The organism is Oceanicella actignis (assembly GCF_008124525.1).
Taxonomy (GTDB): Bacteria; Pseudomonadota; Alphaproteobacteria; order Rhodobacterales; family Rhodobacteraceae; genus Oceanicella; species Oceanicella actignis.
On record NZ_VNHJ01000015.1, the window covers coordinates 1 to 20876 of the forward strand.

Here is a 20876-nt window from a genome sequence, read left to right on the forward strand (position 1 = left end):
GTGGCCGAGGCGGCGGTGGTGGGCTTCCCGCATGACGTGAAGGGGCAGGGGATCTACTGCTACGTCACGCTGATGGAGGGCGAGGCCTATGACGACGCGCTCAAGGCCGAGCTGCGCAACTGGGTGCGTCAGGAGATCGGCCCGATCGCGACGCCGGACGTGATCCAGTGGGCGCCGGGTCTGCCCAAGACGCGCTCGGGCAAGATCATGCGGCGCATCCTGCGCAAGATCGCCGAGAACGAGACCGGCGCGCTGGGCGACACCTCGACGCTGGCCGATCCGTCGGTGGTCGAGGAGCTGATCCGCAACCGCGCCGCAACCTGACCGCCCGCCGCCCCGCGCGGCGAACCCGCCGGGGCGCGCCGCCCGGGGCCGAGCGCATCCGCGCGCCGGCCCCCCGCATCAGCCCCCGCGCCGCCCGACCGGCGCGCGGGCAAAAACGAACCGCATCCCGCGCCGCGTGCGGCGCGCGCATGACAGAGGGAGGAAGTCATGTCCGACGACAACAACGCCTATTGGCGAGCCAACATACGGCTCGTGACCTGGTGCCTGATCATCTGGGCCCTTGTCAGCTTCGGCTTCGGCATCGTGCTGCGGCCCCTGCTTTCGGGGATCCGCGTCGGCGGCGCCGATCTGGGCTTCTGGTTCGCCCAGCAAGGCTCGATCCTGGTGTTTCTTGCGCTGATCTTCTTCTACGCCTGGCGCATGAACGCGCTCGACCGGCAGCACGGCGTGGACGAGGAGTGAGGAGGCGACCATGGACCAATACACCCTGAACCTGCTTGTCGTCGGCGCGACCTTCGCGCTTTACATGGGCATCGCGATCTGGGCCCGGGCGGGCTCGACCTCGGAATTCTACGCCGCCGGGCGCGGCGTTCACCCGATCACCAACGGCATGGCCACGGCGGCGGACTGGATGTCGGCGGCCTCGTTCATCTCGATGGCCGGCCTGATCGCCTTCGTGGGGTATGACAACTCGACCTTCCTCATGGGCTGGACCGGCGGCTACGTGCTGCTGGCGCTGCTGCTGGCGCCTTACCTGCGCAAGTTCGGCAAGTTCACCGTGCCCGAGTTCATCGGCGACCGCTTCTACAGCCCCACGGCGCGCATGGTCGCGGTGGCGTGCCTGATCATCGCCTCGGTGACCTACGTCATCGGGCAGATGACGGGCGTGGGCGTGGCCTTCTCGCGCTTTCTCGAGGTGGACAAGGACACGGGCCTGTTCATCGGCGCGGGCATCGTCTTCTTCTACGCCGTTCTGGGCGGGATGAAGGGGGTGACCTACACGCAGGTGGCGCAGTATTGCGTGCTGATCCTGGCCTACACGATTCCGGCGGTGTTCATCTCGCTGCAGCTGACGGGCAATGCGCTGCCGCCGCTGGGGCTGTTCGGCACGCATGTGGAATCGGGCATGCCGCTCTTGGCCAAGCTGGACCAGCTGGTGACCGAGCTGGGCTTCAACTCCTACACCGGCCACCACACCAACACCTTCAACATGGTGCTGTTCACGCTGTCGCTGATGATCGGCACGGCGGGGCTGCCGCATGTGATCATCCGCTTCTTCACCGTGCCGCGGGTTGCGGATGCGCGCTGGTCGGCGGGCTGGGCGCTGGTGTTCATCGCCCTGCTTTACCTGACCGCGCCGGCGGTGGGCGCGATGGCGCGTCTGAACCTGATCACCACCGTCTACAAGGGCGGCGATCTGACCCAGCCCATCGACTACGACGCCCGCCCCGAATGGATGCGCAACTGGGAGGTCACCGGCCTGCTCAAGTTCGAGGACCGCAACGGCGACGGCAAGATCCAGTGGTACAACGACAAGAACGCCGATTTCGCCGCCAAGGCCGAGGCGATGGGCTGGAAGGGCTCGGAGCTGAGCGTGAACCGCGACATCCTGGTGCTGGCCAACCCCGAGATCGCGCAGCTGCCCGGCTGGGTCATCGCGCTGGTGGCGGCGGGCGGTCTGGCGGCGGCGCTGTCGACGGCGGCGGGGCTGTTGCTGGCGATCTCGTCGGCGGTCTCGCATGACCTGATCAAGGGCGCGATCAACCCCGGCATCTCGGAAAAGGGCGAGCTGCTTTCGGCGCGCATCGCCATGGCGGTGTCGATCGGCGTGGCGACGTGGCTCGGGCTCAACCCGCCGGGCTTCGCGGCGCAGACCGTGGCGCTGGCCTTCGGCATCGCGGCGGCCTCGCTGTTCCCGGCGCTGATGATGGGGATCTTCTCCAAGCGCGTGAACAACAAGGGCGCGGTGTGGGGCATGCTCTCGGGGCTGGTCTTCACGCTGGTCTACATCTTCGCCTACAAGGGGTGGCTGTTCATCCCCGGCACGGCGATGCTGCCCGACACGCCCGAGGGCTGGATCCTCGGCATCTCGCCGCTCAGCATCGGCGCGGTGGGCGCGATGCTGAACTTCGCGGTGGCGATCCTGGTCTCGAACGCGACCGAGGAGCCGCCGGCCGAGATCCGCGAGCTGGTCGAGAGCGTGCGCGTGCCCCGCGGGGCCGGCGCGGCGACGGCCCACCACTGAGCAAGGCCGCGCGCGGCTCCGTTCCGGGGCCGCGCGACGGCGCCGCCGCTCCCGAAGGCAGGGGCGCGGCGGCGCGCGATCCGGGCCGCGCGAAGCGGTCCGGGCCGCGAGGCAAGGGAGCCGAGCCATGACCGACCGCACGGACGACGCCGCGCCCGAGGCGCGCCCCGACGAGGTCGCGCGCATCCTGGCGCATCTGTCCGCGCGCCATCCCTACGATGCGCTCGACCCCGACGAGCGCGCGCGCCTGGCCGAGCAGTGCGCCCTGCGCCGGGTCGAGGCCGATCAGATCATCTGCCGCCCCGGCGACGCGCTGCCGGGGCTTTTCCTCATCGAGGCGGGGCGGGTCGAGATCACCGACCCCGCAGGCGCGCCGGTTTCGGTGCTGGGACCGGGCAACGCCTTCGGCGAGCGCGGCCTTCTGCGCGACGGCCGCGCGGCGACGGGCGCGCGCGCGCTGACGCCCGCGACGCTGATCGTGCTGCCCGCGGACGCCTTCGCCCGCCTGCTGCGCGACAGCCCCGCCTTCGCCCGCTTCTACGACCGTGGCGCGCCGCGCCGCGGGGCGCAGGCCGCCGAGGCGGGCGATCTGGCCGCGCTGCGGGTGGCCGAGCTGATGACCCCAGAGCCCGCCTGCGTCGGCCCCGAGGACGCCGTGCGCGAGGCGGCGCGGATCATGCGCGCGCGCGGCGTCTCGTGCCTGCTGGTGGAGGATGCGGGCCGGCTGGTCGGCATCCTCACCGCCCGCGACATGACCGCGCGCGTGGTGGCCGAGGGGCTGGGCCCCGAGGCGCCCGTGCGCGCGGCCATGACGCCCGACCCCGTTTCCATGGGCCCCGACGAGCCTGCGCTGGCGGCGCTTTTGCTCATGGCCGAGCGGCGCGTGGGCCATCTGCCCGTGACGCGCCATGGGCGGATCCTGGGGATTCTCACCCAGACCGACCTTGTGCGCTGGCAGGCGGTGAGCGCGCCCTCGATGGTGGCCGAGATCGCCGGGCGCGACGACGTCGACGCCATCGCGCGGGTGGTGGCGCGCACGCCGCGCCTGCTGGCGCAGCTGGTGGGGGCGGGCGCGCGCCACCAGGTCGTCACGCGCCTGGTCACCGACGTCGCCGACGCGGCCGCGCGCCAGCTGCTGCTGCTGGCGGAAAAGCGGCTGGGCCCGCCGCCGGTTCCGTATCTGTGGCTGGCCTGCGGCTCGCAGGGCCGGCGCGAGCAGACGGGCGTGTCCGATCAGGACAACTGCCTGATCCTTCACGACGACGCGCGCCCCGAGCACGACGCGTATTTCTCGCGCCTGGCGCGTTTCGTCTGCGACGGGCTGGCCGCCTGCGGCTACGTCCTGTGCCCGGGCGAGATGATGGCCGTCAACCCGCGCTGGCGCCAGCCCCTGGCGACGTGGCGGCGCTATTTCGACGGCTGGATCGCGCGCCCCGACCCCGAGGCGCAGATGCTGGCCTCGGTCATGTTCGACCTGCGCCCCATCGGCGGCGATTTCTCGTTGTTCGAGGGGCTGCACGCGCGCACGCTCAAGGCCGCGCGCGCGAACTCGATCTTCATCGCGCACATGGTCTCGAACGCGCTCAAGCACTCGGTCCCGCTGGGCATGTTCCGCGGCCTGGCGCTGATCCGCTCGGGCGAGCATCGCAACCGCATCGACCTGAAGCTGAACGGCGTCGTTCCGGTGGTCGATCTGGGCCGCATCTACGCCCTGCGCGCCGAGATCGAGGCGGTCAACACGCGCGAGCGGCTGGAAGAGGCGCGCGCGCGCGGCGCGGTCTCGGCCGCGGGCGGAGCGGACCTGCTCGACGCCTACGACCTGATCGCCGAGACCCGCCTGCGCCATCAGGCCGAGCAGGTGCGGGCGGGCGAGAAGCCCGACAACTTTCTCGACCCCTCGCGCCTGTCCGAGCTTGAACGCAGCCATCTGCGCGACGCCTTCGTGGTCGTGCGCACCATGCAGTCCGCGCTCGGGCAGGGCGCGGCGACGCTGAGCTGAGGAGCCGCCATGCTGATCGAATTCATCGCCATCGTGACCGCGGGGCTGGGCGCGGCGGGCGTGGTCATGGCGCTGCGCCGCGCGCTGGGCCTGCCGGGCTGGGCGACGCCGGCGGCGGCGGGGCTGGCGATGATCGGCGCGCAGATCTGGTGGGACTACGACTGGCGCGCGCGCGCGCTGGCCGCGCTGCCGCCCGGCGCCGTGGTGCTGAGCGAGGTGCGCGAGGGGCGCTGGTGGAAGCCCTGGACGCTGCTCGCTCCGCCCGTGGCGCGGATCGTCGCCGTGGACGCGGCGGGGGCGCGCACGCGCCCCGACGCGCCGGGCCTCAAGCTGGCGCAGGGCTATCTGATGGGGCGGGCCATGCCGACCGTGGCGCTGCCCTTGATCGTCGATTGCCCCGGCGCGCGCCGCGCCGATCTGGCCGACACGCCGTTCGGCCCGGACGGGATGCCGCTCGATCCGCCCTGGCGGCCGGCGGATCCGTCCGATCCGCTCATGCGCGCGCTGTGCGCGCCCGCCGGCGGCTGAGCCTGCCGGCCGCGACGCAGGAGGAACGCCATGTCCGCCCATGTTCTGATCGTCGAGGACGAGGACAGCATCGCGCTCGCGCTGGAATTCCTTCTGAGCGAGGCGGGTTTCGAGGTGACCCGCGCCGCGACCGGCCCCGCGGCGCTCGAGGCCGCCGCCGCCCGCCGCCCAGACCTGGTGCTGCTCGACGTCATGCTGCCCGGGCGCACGGGCTACGACGTGTGCCAGGCCCTGCGCGCCGATCCGGCCATGGCGGGGGTGAAGATCGTGATCCTGACCGCCAAGGGCGGCGCGCATGAGGCCGAGAAAAGCCGCGAGCTGGGCGCCGACGACTTCTTCGAAAAGCCGTTCTCGACCCGTGAGCTGATGGAGCGGGTGCGCGCGCTGACGGGCCGCGGGGGCGGTGCGCCCGACGCCGGGCCGGGCGCGCATCCCGCCCCGGGCCCGAGCCTCGGCATGGACGCCGACGAGGGCCCCGGCGCCGCGGGCCCGGACGACCCCGACCCCGCCCCGAACCCAGACCCGAACCCGGACCCGAACCCGGACCCGAACCCGGCCCAGCGCCCCGGCGCGGGCCCAGGCGGGAATCCCGGCGCGCTCAAGCCCGGCGCGAACGGCGCCGCCAAACCCGGCGCCCCAGTCCCCGGCGTCCCAGACCCCGGCGCCGCGAGTCCCGACCTCGCCAGCCCCGCCCCGGGCCCCGCCGCAAAGGCGCCCGAGGGAGCCGCCCGGGATCGCGCCCCGGACGGCCCGCGCGAAGGCGCGCGCGCGCCGCGGCCGAGCGCCGGCGATGGCTGAGCGCCCGCGCCTGCCCGACCCGCGGCGCTGGAGCCTCAGGCTGCGGGTGTTCCTGTTCTTCGCCCTTCTGGCCGCGGCGGCGGCCGGGGCGCTGGCGGCGGGGGGCGCTCTGACCTGGCGGCGCCTGCCCGAGGCGGCGCGCGACGCGGCGGCGCTCTCGGCCCTGGCGGCGGGCGGCGTGGCGGCGCTGTCGCTGATGTGGGCGGCGCTCGCCTGGACCTGGCTGCGCTTTGACGAGCATGTGGCCCGCCCGCTGCAAGAGCTCGCCTCGGCGCTTCGCCGCCGCGCGCACGCCCCCGTCGCGACCCCCGTCGACCCCGAAGCGGCGCGCTGGCTGGGCGAGCTGGCCCCCGCCGCGGCCGAGCTGACCGAGGCGCTGGGCAGGCTGCGCGGCGACGTGTCCGAAGAGGTGGCGCGCCGCACGCGCGAGCTGGATGCGCGCCGCGAACAGCTCGAGCTGGTGCTGGCGAACCTGCCCGAGGCGGTGCTCATCTGCACGCTCGACCATCGCGTGATGCTCTACAACCGGCGCGCGCTGGCGCTCTTGCCCGATGTCGAGGAGGTCGGCCTCGGCCGCAGCCTGGCGCGGATGGTGCGCATCGAACCCATCGAGCACGCGCTGGCCGCCCTGCGCGCCCGCCCCGAGGCCGACGGCGCCCCGGTGCTGTGCGAGACGGCGCGCGGCGGCGCGCTGTTGCAGGGGCGGGCGGCGCTGGCGCGGGGGCCCGACGGGGCGCCGCGCGGCTACATCCTGACCTTGCGCGACGTCACCGCCCAGATGGCCGCCGAGCTTGCGCGCGAACGCCTTCTGGGCGATGCCCTCGAGGGGGTGCGCCGGGCGGCGGCGAATGTCGAGGCGCTGTCCGAGGCCGCCGCCGGCGCGCGCGACGAGGGGGCGCGCGCGCGTCTGACGGCCGAGCTGCGCGCCCAGGCCGCGACGCTGGCCGAACGTCTGCGCGCCCTCAGCCGCGAAAGCCGCGAGGCGATGAGCGCGCATTGGCCCGTGGCGCCCGTCGCCGTCGCGGACCTGTTCGAGGCGCTGCGCCGGCGCATCCAGGACCGCCCCGCGCCCGAGCGCCCCGAGATCGAGATCGCCGCCGCCGAGGGCGTGGTCAGCTGCGATGCGCTGGCCATCGTGCGCGTGCTCGAGCTGGCGCTGCGCCGGCTGGCGCTGCGCGGCGTGGGGCGGGTGCGGCTGAGCGCCCGGCCGGGGCGCGCCTGGCTGCGGCTCGAGATCCGCTGGAGCGGCCCGCCGCTGACCGATTCGGACCTGGCCGAGCTCCTGGCCGAGCCGATCGACCTGGGCGCCGGGGCGCTGACGGGGGCCGAGGCGCTCGATCGGCTGCGCACGCAGATGTGGCCCGCGCGCGAGGGCGGCGAATGGGCGCTGCGCCTGCCGCTGCCCGCCGCCGCGCCGTCCCAAACCCCGCGCGACGCGCTCGACCGGCCTGAGTTCTACGACTTCGACCTGATGGCCCGCGCCGCCCCCGCGCCGCAGGACGACACGCCCCTGCGCCGGCTCGACTGCGTCGTGTTCGACACCGAGACCACGGGCCTGAACCCGGCGCGGGACGAGATCGTGCAGATCGCCGGGGTGCGCATCGTCAACGGACGGCTCTTGCGCGGCGAGACGTTCGAGCGCCTGGCGCGCCCCTCGCGCCCGATTCCGGCGGCCGCGACGCGCATCCACGGCATCGACGACGCGATGGTGGCCGACGCGCCGCCCGTCGAGGAGGTGGCGCTGCGCTTTCACGACTGGGTCGAGGACGCGGCGCTGGTCGCGCACAACGCGCCCTTCGACATCGCCTTTCTGCGCGCGGTCGAGCCGCGCATCGGTCGGCGCTTCGACAATCCGGCCATCGACACGGTGCTGATCTCGACCATCCTCGACCCGCACAGCGCCTTGCACACGCTCGACGCCCTGGCCGAGCGATTCGACGTGCGGATCCCGCCCGAAAGGCGCCACACTGCGCTCGGCGACGCCATGGCCACGGCCGAGATCTATCTGCGCGCGATCCCGCTGCTGGAAAGGGCGGGCGTGCGCACGCTGGGCGAGCTGCGCGCCGCCTCGCAGCGCATCGCCGACATCCGCCGCGCCCAAGCGGCCTATGCGCCGAAGAACGCAGCAAGAACCAACCCTTAACTCCCCTTCGCGACACTGCCCGCCGGGCGAGTGCCGTCACGGGGTGATTCGATGTTGGCGAAAAGGATGCGCAAGGCCTGGCTGCGGCTGCTGATCGAGGCGCTGCGCCGGCCCACCGTCCAGGACGTGCGCAGCGTGCTCGACGCCTCGCCCTTCGGCGCGGCGGCGGCGGGCTTCATGGCGCTGACCTTCGCCATCGCCTCGATCGGCAAGGCGCCCGGCCCCGAACTTGCCGCCTGGACCGTCGCCGTCGGCCTTCTCTGCGCCTGGCTCTGGGCCCATTCCCGGCGCGAGCGCCGCTTGTGGGCGAACGCGCCGGCGAACCGGCGCATCAGCCGGCGCGGGGTGCGCAAGCTGGCGGCGATGGCGGTGCTCTTCGCCGCCCCCTGGACCATGCTCGTGACGCTGGCGGTGGGGCGCGGCCTTCCCCGGCCGGTCGAGACGCTGGCCCTTGTCCTGGCCGCGGGCGCGGCGGCGGGCGGCGGCTTGATGCTGCACCGGATCCCCATCAGCGTGCTGTGCTACACGGGGCTCGTTCTGGGCGCCATTGCCGCCGCCTCGCTGGGGCGCGAGCCCGCGGTGCTCTGGCCGGTCGCCCTGCTGGCGCCGCCCTTCTGGGCCTACCTGATCCAGACGTCGCGCTACATGGCCAGAACCGCGCATGCGATGGAGGGTTCGGTTGCGGCGATGCGCCGAAGCCTGGCCGAGCTGAGCCGGGCGAACGAGCGCATCCGCCGTCTGGCCTTCGACGACCAGGTGACGGGCCTGCCCAACCGCACCGCCTTCGAGATGCGCCTGCGCGCGGCGCTGCGCCGCGCCGATGGGCCCGCCAGCCTTCTGCTGGTCAATCTGGACCGCTTTCGTCTGGTCAACGAGCTTCACGGGCATCGCGCCGGCGACGCGGCGCTTCGCGAGGCGGCCGCGCGAATCGCGCATGCCTGCGAGGACGGCGCGCTGATCGCGCGTCTGGGGGGCGACGAGTTCGCCGTTCTGTTGCGCACGGGCGACGCCGCGGCGGCGTCGCGCCTGGCGGGGCGCCTTGCGCAGGACCTGGCCAGGCCGCTGCGCATCGGTCCCGATGCGGTGGCCCATCTGGCCGCAAGCGTGGGAATCGCGCGCTTTCCAGCCGATGCCGCCGATGCCGAGGAGCTGATGGCCAGCGCCGAGATGGCGCTGCACGAGGCGAAGAGCACGGCGCGCGGCCGGGCCTGCATCTACGCCCATGCGCTGCGCGAACGCGCGGCCCGCGACGAACGCATGGAGCGCGCTCTGCGCCGCGCCCTGGCCGAGGGCGGCCTGCGCATGGTCTACCAGCCCAAATGCGACCTGCGCACGGGGCGGCTCGTGGGCGCCGAGGCGCTTTTGCGCTGGACGGATCCCGAGCTTGGCCCCGTCGGGCCCGACGTTCTTCTGTCGGTCGCGTCGCGCCGGGGCCTGCTCGAGCGCGTTTCCGATTTCGTGTTCGACCGGGTCGCGCGCGATCTGCGCGCATGGCGCGCCCAGGGGATCGCGACCGGGCCGATCGCCGTGAACCTTCACCCCGACGACCTCGCCGCCCCCGAGGCGCTCGTCGGCCGGCTCGAGCGTCTGGCCTCGGGCGGGATCGCGCCGCGCGATCTGGTTCTGGAGATCACCGAAGGCTGCGCCCTGGGGGCGGGGGCCGACCTGGCGGCGATGACGCTGGACGCGCTGGTCGAGATGGGCTTCGAGCTGGCGCTGGACGATTTCGGCACGGGGCATGCGGCGCTCAGTCACCTCAAGCGCCTTCCGGTGTCCGAGATCAAGATCGACCGCGGCTTCGTCCAGGGCGTCACCGAACCCGGGGCGGATCGCGCCATCGTCGCCGCCTCGCTCGAGATCGCGCGCGAAATGGGGCTGCGCTGCGTCGCCGAAGGGGTCGAGACGCCGGCGCAGGCCGCCGCGCTGCTGCGCATGGGCGCGCGGGTGGGGCAGGGCTATCTGTGGTCGCCCCCGCTCGAGGCCGGCGACTTCGCGGCCTTCGCCGGCGCGGCCGCGGCGAACGGAACCGGCGCCGCGGGGGGCGGTTCGGCGCCCGAGGACGCTTGACATCCCGAAAAATAGTGGAACGATGTTCCGCACAATCAAGAGCGGTTCAAGCCGCCTTAACCATCGGGAGGAATTCGCTCATGCGCAGCTTCATGCGTCAAGCCGCCTTCGCGGCTTTCGCCGGCCTTGCCGCCGGCGCGGCGACGGCGGCCGACAATGTCCGCATCGCCTTCATCGATCCGCTGTCGGGCCCCTTCGCCTCGACCGGAACCAACGGCCTGCACCAGTTCGAGTTCGCGGCCGAAAAGCTCGTCAACGAGAAGGGCGGCGTCCTTGGCGGGCGCAAGTTCGAGATCGTGCCCTTCGACAACAAGATCAGCCCCAAGGAATCGCTGATCCAGCTGCAGGTGGCGATCGACCAGGGCATCCGCTACATCGTGCAGGGCAACTCGTCCGGCGTGGCCAACGCGCTCACCGAGGCGATCGAGAAGCACAACAAGCGCAACCCCGACAAGCGGGTGCTGTTCCTGAACTACTCGGCGGTCGATCCGGCGCTGACGAACGACAAGTGCAACTTCTGGCACTTCCGCTTCGACGCCAACGCCGACATTAAGATGGACGCGCTGACCGACGTCATCAAGCAGAACGACGCCATCAAGAAGGTCTATGTGATCGGTCAGGACTACAGCTTCGGCAAGGCCGTGGCCGCCGCCGCCCAGCGCTTCCTGGCCGAAAAGCGCCCCGACATCGAGATCGTGGGCAACGAGCTGCACCCGATCGGCAAGGTGAAGGACTTCACGCCCTATGCGCGCAAGATCATCGCCTCGGGCGCAGACGCGGTGATCACCGGCAACTGGGGCGCGGACATGCTGGGCCTTGGCAAGGCGATCATCGAGGCCGGCTTCAAGGGGCCGATCTACACCTATTACGCCGCGGCCGACGGCATCACCGCCGCCTTCGGCGAAAGCGGCAAGGGCATCCTGCGGCTTGTGTCCGAAGGCCAGCTGAACCCGCCGCCGAGCGATCGGGTCGTGGAATACGCCCGCGCCTTCAAGGAGAAGTATCCCGACGGCAACCTCTCGCAGACCCGCATCGCCAACGTGATCGAGATGCTGGCCAGGGCGATCGAGCAGGCCGGCTCGGCCGAGGACGTGGTCGCCGTGGGCAAGGCGCTCGAGGGCATGGAGCATGACAGCCTGTGGGGCGGCAAGCTGTTCATGCGCCCGCAGGATCATCAGCTGATCCAGGACGTGCACATCCTCGTCCACACCAACGAGGGCGTGACCTTCGACTTCGACAATTCCGGCTACGGCCTGGTCGTCGAAAGCACGGTGAAGATGGCGTCGATGGACGCGCCGACCACCTGCAAGATGAAGCGTCCGTGACGCTTGCGCCGCCGGTCCGCGTCGTCGGGCCGGCGGATCGCGCCGGGCGCCGCGCGCGCCGGGCGCGGCGCGCGCGCCCTCCTTCAAACGACGCCGGGAAAGCCGACCGATGGATCTGATCCTCGTCACGATGATCGACGGGCTCGTCACGGGCCTGCTGCTGTTCATGCTCTCGAGCGGGTTGACGCTCATCTTCTCGATGATGGGCGTTCTGAACTTCGCTCACGCCAGCTTCTACATGCTGGGCGCCTATTTCGCCTATCAGATCAGCCGCTACATCGGCTTCTGGCCGGCGCTGTTCATCGCTCCGGTCCTGGTCGGGCTGGTGGGCGCGGCGGTCGAGCGCTACGGCCTGCGGCGGGTGCACAAATACGGCCATGTTGCCGAGCTGATCTTCACCTTCGGCCTGGCGCTGCTGATCGAGGAGGTCGTGCAGTTCGTCTGGGGCAAGGGGCACGTGGAATACAACGCGCCCGAATCGCTGCAGTTCGCCCTGTTCTCGATCGCCGACTACGAGATCGCGGCCTACAAGATCTTCATGATCGCGGTGGCGGCGGCGATCTTCATCGCGCTCTTGCTGATCCTGACGCGCACGCGGGTGGGCATGGTGATCCAGGCGGCGCTGACGCATCCCGACACGGTCGAGGCGCTGGGCCACAACGTGCCGCTGGTGTTCATGGGCGTGTTCGGCGTCGGCTCGGCGCTGGCGGGCGTGGCCGGGGTGATCGCGGGGCCGGTGCTGGGCACCTTCCCCGGCATGGCGGTCGTGCTGGGCTCGATCGTGTTCGTGACCATCGTCGTCGGCGGGCTGGGCAGCCTGTGGGGCGCGCTGGTCGCGTCGCTTCTGATCGGGTGGCTGACCACCTTCGCCGCCTCCTACAACATCGGCATGGCCGACCTGCTCGGCGCGCTCGGGATCGAGCCGCCCGCCGATCTTTCGGAAAGCCTTCTGCGAGACATCTGGACCCTGTCGCTGCCGCAGGTCGGGCCGATCCTGCCCTATCTGCTGATGGTGCTGGTCCTGGTGTTCCGCCCCTACGGCCTGTTCGGGAATCGTGACGCATGACCAGCTTGAGCAACACCGACCGTTCCGTCGCCGGCCGCGGGGCGCTGGGCGCCGCGGGCCCGTGGATCCTGGCCGCGCTGCTTCTGGGCGTGTTGCCGATGCTTTTCGGCTCGCCCTCATCGGTCACCATCATGAACCAGATGGCGATCACGATCGTCTTCGCGCTCAGCTACAACATGCTGCTGGGGCAGGCGGGGATGCTGAGCTTCGGCCATGCGGTCTACATGGGCCTTGGCGGCTTCTTCGCCATGCATGTGCTCAACTGGATCGAGGAATACGAGCTGACGCTGCCGCTGCCCTTCCTGCCGCTCATCGCGGGGCTGTTCGCGATGCTGATGGCGGCGCTGATCGGGCTGTTCTCGACGCGCCGGGCGGGCACGGTCTTCGCCATGATCTCGCTGGGCGTGGGCGAGCTGGTGGCGGCGTGCTCGGTCATCATCGTCGCCTTCTTCGGCGGCGAGGAGGGCGTGAGCGGCGACCGCACCGTGGCGCCCTTTCTGGGCATGGAGTTCCTGCACCCCGAGGACGTCTACTACCTGATCGCCTTCTGGCTGCTGCTTTCGGCGCTGGGGATGTATCTGTTCTCGCTCACCCCGCTGGGGCGCATGGCGAACGCGGTGCGCGACAATCCCGAGCGGGCCGAGTTCCTGGGCTATTCGGCGCGCTGGGTGCGCTACGGCAGCTTCGTGGCCTCGGGCTTCTTCGCCGGCGTGGCGGGCGGGTTGTTCGCGATCAACTACGAGATCCTGACCGAAGAGAACCTGAACCTGGCCACCTCGGGCATGATCCTGCTGGTCACCTTCCTGGGGGGTACGGGGTATTTCGTCGGGCCGGTGGTCGGCGCGGTCGTGTTCACGCTGCTGCAATCGGTGCTGAGCCTTCAGACCGAGATCTGGCAGCTTTACGTCGGCATCCTGTTCGTGGCGACGGTGATGTTCTTCCCGCAGGGGCTTGCGGGGCTGATCGCCATGCACGGGCCGGCCATGCGCGCGGGGCGGCTGGGCAGCCTGGCGGGGCCCTATGCGCGCGTGCTGATCCCCGGCGCGATCGGCGCGGCGGGCGTCGCGGCGCTGTTCGAGATGTTCCACCATCTGCGCACCGCAGCCCCGGGCGACGAGGCGATGACCTTGTTCTGGATCACCTTCGACACCCACTCGGCCGCGCCATGGATCGCGGCGGCCGCCGCGGCGGCCGGGGGGCTGTTCCTTGCCGCCCGGGGCGCGCCGGCCATGCGCGCGGCCTGGGACGAGGCGAACCGCATTGCCCAAGGAGGCGCGAAATGAGCGTTCCCGCACTCGAGATCAGCGGCCTGACCAAGAATTTCGGCGCCGCGAAGATCATCCGCGGCATCGATCTGACGGTCGCGCGCGGCGAGCGGCACGCGATCATCGGGCCGAACGGCGCGGGCAAGTCCACGCTGTTCAACCTGATCACCGGCCGCTTCGCGCCCAGCTCGGGCTCTATCCGGCTGCACGGCGAAGAGATCGGCGGCCTTGCGCCCTACGAGATCAACCGCCGCGGGCTGAGCCGCTCGTTCCAGATCACGAACATCTTCCCGCGCATGACGGTGTTCGAGAACCTGCGCTGCGCGCTGCTCTGGGCCCAGGGCTATCGCTACTCGTTCTGGCACATGGTCGGGCGGCAACGCGCGCTCAACGAGGGCGCCGAGCGCATCATGGAAGAGATCAACCTGGCCGCCCGGCGCGACGTGCCGGCGGGGCTTCTGTCCTATGCCGAGCAGCGCGCGCTCGAGATCGGGGTGACGATCGGCGGCGGCGCCGACGTCATCATGCTGGACGAGCCGACCGCCGGCATGAGCCATTCCGAGACCGACTACATCGTCGATCTGATCCGCAAGGTGACCGAGGGGCGCTCGCTGGTGATGGTCGAGCATGACATGGGCGTGGTGTTCGGCCTGGCCGACCGCATCTCGGTGCTGGTCTACGGGCAGATCATCGCCACCGGCCGCCCCGAGGAGGTGCGCGGCAATCCCGAGGTGCAGCGGGCCTATCTGGGCGCCGTGCTCGAGAAAGAGGAGGCGGCGGGCTGATGCTGCAGATCCGCGATCTTCACGCCTATTACGGCAAGAGCCACGTCCTTCACGGCGTGAACATGGACATCGCCAGGGGCGAGATCGTCGCCCTTCTGGGGCGCAACGGGGTCGGGCGTTCGACCACCTGCAAGGCCGTGATGGGGCAGGTCGCCCTCGAGGGGTCGATCCGCTTCAAGGATCAGGAGCTGGCGGGGCGGCGCTCGTTCGAGATCGCGCGCATGGGCGTGGGCTATGTCCCCGAGAACCGCGACATCTTCGCCGGGCTGACCACGCGGCAGAACCTGAATCTTGGCGTCAAGCCGGGGCAGAAGGGCGGCCGCTGGACCATGGAGGACATGTTCGAGCTGTTCCCCAACCTGCGCAACCGCGCCGACGTGGACGCGGCGGTTCTGTCGGGCGGCGAGCAGCAGATGCTGACCATGTGCCGCACGCTGATGGGCGATCCCGAGGTCATCATGATCGACGAGCCGACCGAGGGTCTGTCGCCGCAGATGACGCAGCGCGTGGCCGATCTCTTGAACGAGATCTCGCGCCGCGGCGTTTCGATCCTGCTGGTCGAGCAGAAGCTGGCCATCGCGCTCGACATCGCCGACCGGGTCTATGTGATGGGGCATGGTCAGGTGGTGTTCGAGGGCACGCCGGACGATCTGCGCGCGCGCGCCGACGTGCGCAAGGAGTGGCTCGAGGTCTGACGCCCGCGGCCCGACGCGGCCCGGGCGAGGCGTGCCGGTTGCCCGCGCGGGCCGAGCGGCGCCTGACGGTTCCCCCCTCCGACCGAGCTGCGTTTGACGGCTCCCGGCGCGGCGGCCGGGCGCTTGCGCCGGTCGCGGGCGCGCATGGGGCGGGGCCGGGCCATGGCGCGGCGTCCCGGGCGCGCGGGCGGTCAGGCGGCGCCGCTCGCCGGAGGGCGCCGCGTCGCCCGTCGCCGCCGCATCCGCGCGGCCGCTGCAGCGCCTGGCCCGCGCCGCCCGCAAAGCCGCGCCCTGCGGCGCGGCCAGCCTCGCCAGCGTCATGGGGTCCGCGCCTTCGCGCCCATCCGCGCAAGGCCGATGGCCGGGCGCGGCGGCGTCAGCCCTGGGCAAGGCGGCGGGCCGCGGCGGCGGCGCGTTCGCTCAGCGCGCGCTCGTCGACGCGGGTCAGGCGGCCGTCGCGCACCACCTCGCGCCCTTCCACGATCAGGTCGCGCACGCGCCGCGGCGGGCACAGCGCCAGCGCCGCCGTCGGATCCCAGGCGCCAGCGCATTCCAGGCCCGACATGTCCCACACGGCGACGTCGGCGCGCATTCCCGGCGCCAGGGCGCCCAGCTCGGCCGCGCGGCCCAGCGCCCGCGCGCCGCCCAGCGTCGCCATTTCAAGCGCGGCGCGCGCGCTCAGCGCGTCGGGGCCGCCGGCGGCGCGCTGCAGCAGCATCGCCTGCCGCGCCTCGGCCAGCAGCGCGCCGGCGTCGTTGCTGGCCGAGCCGTCGACCCCCAGCCCCACCGTCACGCCCGCCGCCAGCATCGCCCGCACCGGCGCGATTCCCGCCCCCAGCCGGCAGTTCGAGCACGGGCAATGCGCCACCGCCGTTCCGGTGCGGGCGAAGAGCGCGATCTCGTCCGCGTCGAGGCGCACGCAATGGGCGTGCCAGACGTCCTCGCCCGTCCAGCCCAGCGATTCGGCCCAGGGGCCCGGCCGCAGCCCGAAGCGTTCCAGCGAAAAGGCCACGTCCTGCGCGTTCTCGGCCAGGTGGGTGTGCAGCCGCACGCCCTTTTCCCGCGCCAGGATCGCGGCGTCGCGCATCAGCCCCTCCGAGACCGAGAAGGGCGAGCACGGCGCCAGCGCGACCCGCGTCATGGCGCCGGGCGCGGGGTCGTGGAAGGCGGCGACGACGCGCTCGAAATCCTTGAGGATGTCGCGCTCGCGCTCGACCAGCGCGTCGGGCGGCAGGCCGCCGGCGCTTTCGCCCAGGCTCATGGCGCCGCGCGCGGCGTGCAGGCGCAGGCCGATCATGCCGGCGGCCTCGATCACGTCTTCAAGGCGCACGCCGTCGGGAAACAGGTAGTGATGATCGGCGCAGGTTCCGCAGCCGCTCAGCGCCAGCTCGGCCAGGCCGACGGCGGCGGCCAGGGTCACGTCCTCGGGGCGCATGCGGCCCCAGATCGGGTAAAGCGCCCGCAGCCATCCGAACAGCGTCGCATGCTGCGCCGCGGGAACGGCGCGCGTCAGCGTCTGGAACAGGTGGTGATGGGTGTTGACCAGCGCCGGCGTGACCACGCAGCCCGAGGCGTCCAGCGTGCGCGCGGCGGCGGGCGCCGGCCCCTGGCCGATGGCGGCGACGACGCCGTCCTCGATCAGGAGCCAGGCGTCGGGCAGCTCGCGCCGGGCGGCGTCCATGCACACAAGGCGCAGCGCGCCGCGGATCAGCAGCGCGCTCATGCCTCGTCCCCCTGCGGCGCCTCCAGCGGGCGGGGGCGCCCTTCGGCCAGCATCCGGCGCAGCTCGGTCTTGAGCACCTTGCCGTAGTTGTTCTTGGGCAGCTCGGGCAGCGCGAACCAGGCGCGCGGGCGCTTGTAGCGGGCGATGCGCGACAGGCACAGCGCCTCGAGCTCGGCGGGGTCGGGGGCGGCGCCCGGGGCGGGGCAGACGAAGGCGACCAGCTCTTCGCCCCATTCGGGGTGGGGGCGGCCGACGCAGGCGGCCTCGTGCACGGCGGGGTGCTGCAGCAGCACCTCTTCGACCTCGCGCGGGTAGATGTTGCTGCCGCCCGAGATCACCACGTCCTTCGAGCGGTCGTGCAGCGTCAGGAAGCCCTCTTCGTCCAGCGCGCCCACGTCGCCCGTGCGCAGCCAGCCGTCGCGCAGCGCGCGGGCGGTCGCCTCGGGGGCGTTCCAGTAGCCGCGCATCACCGCCGGGCCGCGCACCTCGATCTCGCCGACGCGGCCGGGGGGCAGGGGCGCGCCGTCGGGGCCGGCGATGCGGATCTCGGTCGCGCTCTGCGCCCGCCCGACCGAGGCCAGCCGCGCGCGCCAGCGCGGATGCGCGCGGTCGGCCACATGCCGGCGCGACAGGGCCGTGATGCACATGGGGCACTCGCCCTGGCCGTAGATCTGCACGAATCGCGGGCCCATCACGGCGACGGCCTCTTCGATGTCGGCCAGATACATGGGGCCGCCGCCATAGACCACGGTGCGCAGCCCCTCGCCGCGCAGGCCGCGCGCGCGGGCGCGGTCGACCAGGCGGCGGACCATGGTCGGGGCGGCGAACATGTGCACGTCGCCAAGCCGCGGCGTCAGGTCCAGGATCTCGTCCGCGTCGAACCCGCCCGAGGGCGGCACGACATGGCGCGCCCCCCGGATCACGTGCATGAAGTTGTAGAGCCCGGCGCCATGCGACATGGGCGCGGCGTAGAGCGCGGCGTCGCCGGGGCGCACCTCGTCCACATCGGCGAAGTAGCTCAGCGTCATGGCCATGAGGGCGCCGGCGTGGATGACGACCCCCTTGGGCCGGCCGGTGGTGCCCGAGGTGTAGAAAAGCCAGGCGGGGTCCTCGGCGGTCATGGGCGCGGGCGCGGGCAGGGGCGGCGCCTTGCGCATGGCGGCGAAGGCGTCCTCGGCGACGTCGACGATCTCGGGGCCGCCGGGGCCGATCGCCTCGCGCAGCGCGGCGGCGGTCTGCGGCGCGGCGAAGACCAGCCGCGCGCCGCAATGCTCCAGGATCCACGCCGCCTCGCGCGGGTGAAGGCGCGCGTTGATCGGGGCGGCGACGGCGCCGGCGAACCAGATGCCGTAGAGCGCCTCGAGGAACTCGATCCGGTTGGGCATGAACAGCGCCGCCCGCTCGCCCGGCGCGACGCCCCTTGCGCGCAGGGCCGCGCCGATGCCGGCCGCGGCGCGGGCGAAGGCGGCGTAGTCGCCGCGCGGCGTCTCGCCGATCATCAGGGCGGGCGCCTCGGGCGCGATCTGCGCGGTGCGGACAAGCCAGTTGGCTGGGTTCACGGCGATCTCCGGCGGGTTTCCTGCGGCGGCGCGGCGCAGGTTAGCCGCCGGCGCCCGGGCGCGAAAGAGGGCGCGGCGCCCGGGCTTGACCTGGCCGGGCGCCGGCCTTAGGAAGGCGCCCGTGGGCCCGTAGCTCAGTTGGTAGAGCAACTGACTTTTAATCAGTGGGTCGCAGGTTCGAATCCTGCCGGGCTCACCAGAAAGGACGAAAATGTTAAACTCAGAAAGCTAAACCCATATATTGGTGGGTTATGGCTGTTGTGGCACATCATATATATGCCAACTCTTAACGCCAAAAGATCCGGATCTTTTTCGACGCCTCCGAGTGTTAAGCCGGAAAGATCCACGAGGTGTTAAGCCGGAAATCCCCGAGGTGTTAGAGCCGAACCCGAAAAGAGTTGAGCGATCTCAGCAGGTTGTGATTCCGTCAGTTCCCGATCCTGCAGCGCTTCGCAGACGGCAAGCGGCGGGCCCTTGGCAAGGGCCGCTGCGACGCAAGCCTCGGGAGTCTTGCCCTCCCGGCGGGCGGCATCGAGCGCGGCGCGGGCATCATTCATCCGTCGTGATCCTCTGCTGGCTGTCCGACGTTGTGCATGTTGGCCGGTCCGGCCGAAGAGAAAGGCTTTCGGGTTGCGGCGCAGTCCCTGCCTTCGGTCCGAGGACCGCCTCCCCTGCCACAGTTCTGATGACAAGTCCCGAAAAATGCGCTCTCCTTGACCGTGTGTGTTGCTCATGGAGAATGCAATGTCCGTTACAGAACGCCTTGGTGCCCGGCGCCGCCGCCACGCCGAACTGTCCGATGCGATCGAACGCGCCGAGCGCGCGCCAGGAATGGACCGCCTCCATATCGTTGATTTGAAAAAGCAAAAGCTCGCGCTCAAGCAGGAAATCGCTGCGATCGAGACGCAGTAGCCGGGCGCCGCGGCGCGTTTCAGTCATGACTGAAACCTGTGCGTGTGAGTGCCAATACTGACTCAATTAGAGGGTGATTCGCCGTAGGCGGGGCGCTCGACGACCCCGCCGGACCTCGGCGCTTGTCGCTACAGTCCGGTTCGGTCTAATCTAAACCGGCCAACCACTGCCGTGAAACTCCTGATCCGAGTGCCACGATGCTTTTCCATCCTGCCCTGACGCGCCCCTGCGCAGCGCTTCTCCTTGTTCTTGCATTGGCTCTTCCGGCCCATGCCCAGGGTAAGCTGGTCACTTCGCTCGATCCTCGCCATATCGTCTTGAACGACATCTCGATCCGCCAGCTCGCGATGGCTTACGGGTTCGTCCTCAGTCAGGCCTGGTCGCTTGACGCGATCGGCAAGACGTACCCGGACATGGCCTACGAGGCGAATGCGCTGCGGAACGCGTTCGAGGTCCGGTATGGCTTTCCGACCCAGCGACTGGCCTGGGCCCTCCATGGCGCATTAAGACCTGGCGCATTGCAACAGCTTGTCAGCCAACTGGAACGGCAGTTCAGCGACCCGCTGGGGCAACAGTCCCCCGCCGATCTTCGGAAATTTCTGGACGAGGTGAGGGCGCGTATCGGTGGCAACATGAACCCCGAGATCCTGCGGACGCTCCTCTGGGTGCAGTATGCAGAGCGCCCCGATCTCGAAATGGCGACCTGGTCTGGGGAGTTTTCGAGCCGTGGTCATCCGAAGTCCCTTGGTCTGTCTGTCTCCCTGTCGTTCCCGTTGTCCTGGATGCAGGACGAGGGTAACCGTCCCCACATCGTCCAGATGTGGACAAGCCAGGGCGGCACCGGCGACATGTCCATTCTTCTGCAAGTTCGAACCTTCAATGAGAGGGTGACCGCTGACGATATCGACGCCTTCGTTGCGGCGGGTGACTGGACGGACATGCTTCCTGATGGGTTCCGCCTGCGCGAGGGCAAAGCCGTCACGCTCGACCGCCAACCCGGGTTGTACATGGTGTCGGAAGGCGAATCCGCCGTTCTCGACCAGAAAATCGCCAACCGCGTGGCCGGCTACATGCTGTTCCTGGAGGGCCACATCGTCATGCTGCAATGCATGATATCCCGCGACGCCCGCGATGAATTTTCCTTCCATGAGGCGCGTTTCGAACGGCTCCGTGAGCTGTGCCGGCGGGTCGCGCTCTCCATGAGCTTTCCCGACACGTGGCGGTGACGCGCGCGGCACCGGTCAAAACCCGATCAAGATCGCAGAACAATCCAGAGCGTTGATTTCCATAAATATTCTTTCGAGAATTCGACCTCGCGCGCAGCGCGATCAAAACCCGATCAAGAAAGTTGGACGTCATCCATGCCTTGAGTGCAAGGTTGGCTCGTTCTAAGAGCCGAACCCGAAAAGAGTTGAGCGATCTCAGCAGGTTGTGATTCCGTCCGTTTGCGAGACGAGATGGAGTGCACGATGGCCTGGACA

At 70.9% G+C, this 20876-nt stretch carries 17 protein-coding genes and 1 tRNA gene; 16 read left to right on the plus strand and 2 right to left on the minus strand.

Features of this window, described 5'->3' with window-relative positions; all coding sequences use genetic code 11:
• From LY05_RS14465 to LY05_RS14525, 13 genes are all read left to right on the plus strand, one after another.
• Window positions 1–324: AMP-binding enzyme (locus LY05_RS14465; protein ID WP_428842409.1), on the plus strand; the 324-nt coding region annotated here is incomplete at its 5' end.
• 168 nt (window positions 325–492) lie between these two features.
• Entirely contained in the window at window positions 493–747 is a 255-nt protein-coding gene (locus LY05_RS14470) for a DUF4212 domain-containing protein (protein WP_072747827.1), read from the plus strand.
• A 10-nt stretch (window positions 748–757) separates the two neighbouring features.
• Window positions 758–2530: a sodium:solute symporter family protein gene (locus LY05_RS14475; protein WP_148923630.1), complete on the plus strand. Its 1773-nt coding sequence runs from the start codon at window positions 758–760 to the stop codon at window positions 2528–2530.
• Window positions 2531–2657: 127 nt separating this feature from the next.
• The gene (locus LY05_RS14480; protein WP_148923631.1) at window positions 2658–4529 is read left to right on the plus strand and encodes a putative nucleotidyltransferase substrate binding domain-containing protein; all 1872 of its coding nucleotides are present in this window, start codon (window positions 2658–2660) and stop codon (window positions 4527–4529) included.
• A gap of 9 nt (window positions 4530–4538) precedes the next feature.
• Window positions 4539–5057, plus strand: coding sequence for a hypothetical protein (locus LY05_RS14485; protein WP_072747830.1), 519 nt, complete (start codon window positions 4539–4541; stop codon window positions 5055–5057).
• Between the two features lie 30 nt (window positions 5058–5087).
• Complete coding sequence (locus tag LY05_RS15615) at window positions 5088–5855, plus strand: response regulator transcription factor (RefSeq protein ID WP_148923632.1); 768 nt, start codon at window positions 5088–5090, stop codon at window positions 5853–5855.
• Entirely contained in the window at window positions 5848–7998 is a 2151-nt protein-coding gene (locus tag LY05_RS14495) for a 3'-5' exonuclease (protein WP_148923633.1), read from the plus strand. Before LY05_RS15615 ends, LY05_RS14495 begins: the two co-directional genes overlap by 8 nt.
• A gap of 51 nt (window positions 7999–8049) precedes the next feature.
• Window positions 8050–10065 carry a putative bifunctional diguanylate cyclase/phosphodiesterase gene (locus LY05_RS14500; protein ID WP_148923634.1) on the plus strand — a complete coding sequence of 672 codons (2016 nt, stop codon included), beginning with the start codon at window positions 8050–8052 and terminating at the stop codon, window positions 10063–10065.
• A gap of 80 nt (window positions 10066–10145) precedes the next feature.
• Window positions 10146–11390 (plus strand): branched-chain amino acid ABC transporter substrate-binding protein, encoded by a 1245-nt coding sequence (locus LY05_RS14505; RefSeq protein WP_148923635.1) that lies wholly within the window; start codon window positions 10146–10148, stop codon window positions 11388–11390.
• Window positions 11391–11499: 109 nt separating this feature from the next.
• Window positions 11500–12456 (plus strand): branched-chain amino acid ABC transporter permease, encoded by a 957-nt coding sequence (locus LY05_RS14510; protein ID WP_148923636.1) that lies wholly within the window; start codon window positions 11500–11502, stop codon window positions 12454–12456.
• Window positions 12453–13739: a branched-chain amino acid ABC transporter permease gene (locus LY05_RS14515; RefSeq protein WP_072747835.1), complete on the plus strand. Its 1287-nt coding sequence runs from the start codon at window positions 12453–12455 to the stop codon at window positions 13737–13739. The genes LY05_RS14510 and LY05_RS14515 overlap by 4 nt, the downstream gene beginning before the upstream one ends.
• A complete protein-coding gene (locus tag LY05_RS14520) occupies window positions 13736–14506 on the plus strand; it encodes an ABC transporter ATP-binding protein (protein WP_072747836.1) in 771 nt (256 codons plus the stop codon). Before LY05_RS14515 ends, LY05_RS14520 begins: the two co-directional genes overlap by 4 nt.
• Window positions 14506–15201 (plus strand): ABC transporter ATP-binding protein, encoded by a 696-nt coding sequence (locus LY05_RS14525; protein WP_072747837.1) that lies wholly within the window; start codon window positions 14506–14508, stop codon window positions 15199–15201. Before LY05_RS14520 ends, LY05_RS14525 begins: the two co-directional genes overlap by 1 nt.
• 376 nt (window positions 15202–15577) lie before the next feature.
• Here the strand turns inward: LY05_RS14525 and LY05_RS14530 are convergent, their stop codons facing one another.
• Together LY05_RS14530 and LY05_RS14535 are read right to left on the minus strand one after the other, a co-directional pair.
• Window positions 15578–16924 carry an 8-oxoguanine deaminase gene (locus LY05_RS14530; protein ID WP_148923637.1) on the minus strand — a complete coding sequence of 449 codons (1347 nt, stop codon included), beginning with the start codon at window positions 16922–16924 and terminating at the stop codon, window positions 15578–15580.
• Entirely contained in the window at window positions 16921–18483 is a 1563-nt protein-coding gene (locus LY05_RS14535) for a class I adenylate-forming enzyme family protein (protein WP_170259023.1), read from the minus strand. Before LY05_RS14535 ends, LY05_RS14530 begins: the two co-directional genes overlap by 4 nt.
• 123 nt (window positions 18484–18606) lie before the next feature.
• On the opposite strand from LY05_RS14535, the gene LY05_RS14540 reads away from it, so the two are divergent.
• The 3 genes from LY05_RS14540 (at window position 18607) to LY05_RS14550 (ending at window position 20621) form a co-directional block, all read left to right on the plus strand.
• A tRNA-Lys gene (locus LY05_RS14540) sits at window positions 18607–18682 on the plus strand.
• A gap of 545 nt (window positions 18683–19227) precedes the next feature.
• A complete protein-coding gene (locus LY05_RS14545) occupies window positions 19228–19395 on the plus strand; it encodes a YdcH family protein (protein WP_148923639.1) in 168 nt (55 codons plus the stop codon).
• A gap of 197 nt (window positions 19396–19592) precedes the next feature.
• Window positions 19593–20621: a hypothetical protein gene (locus LY05_RS14550; RefSeq protein ID WP_148923640.1), complete on the plus strand. Its 1029-nt coding sequence runs from the start codon at window positions 19593–19595 to the stop codon at window positions 20619–20621.
• Window positions 20622–20876 lie beyond the last annotated feature (255 nt).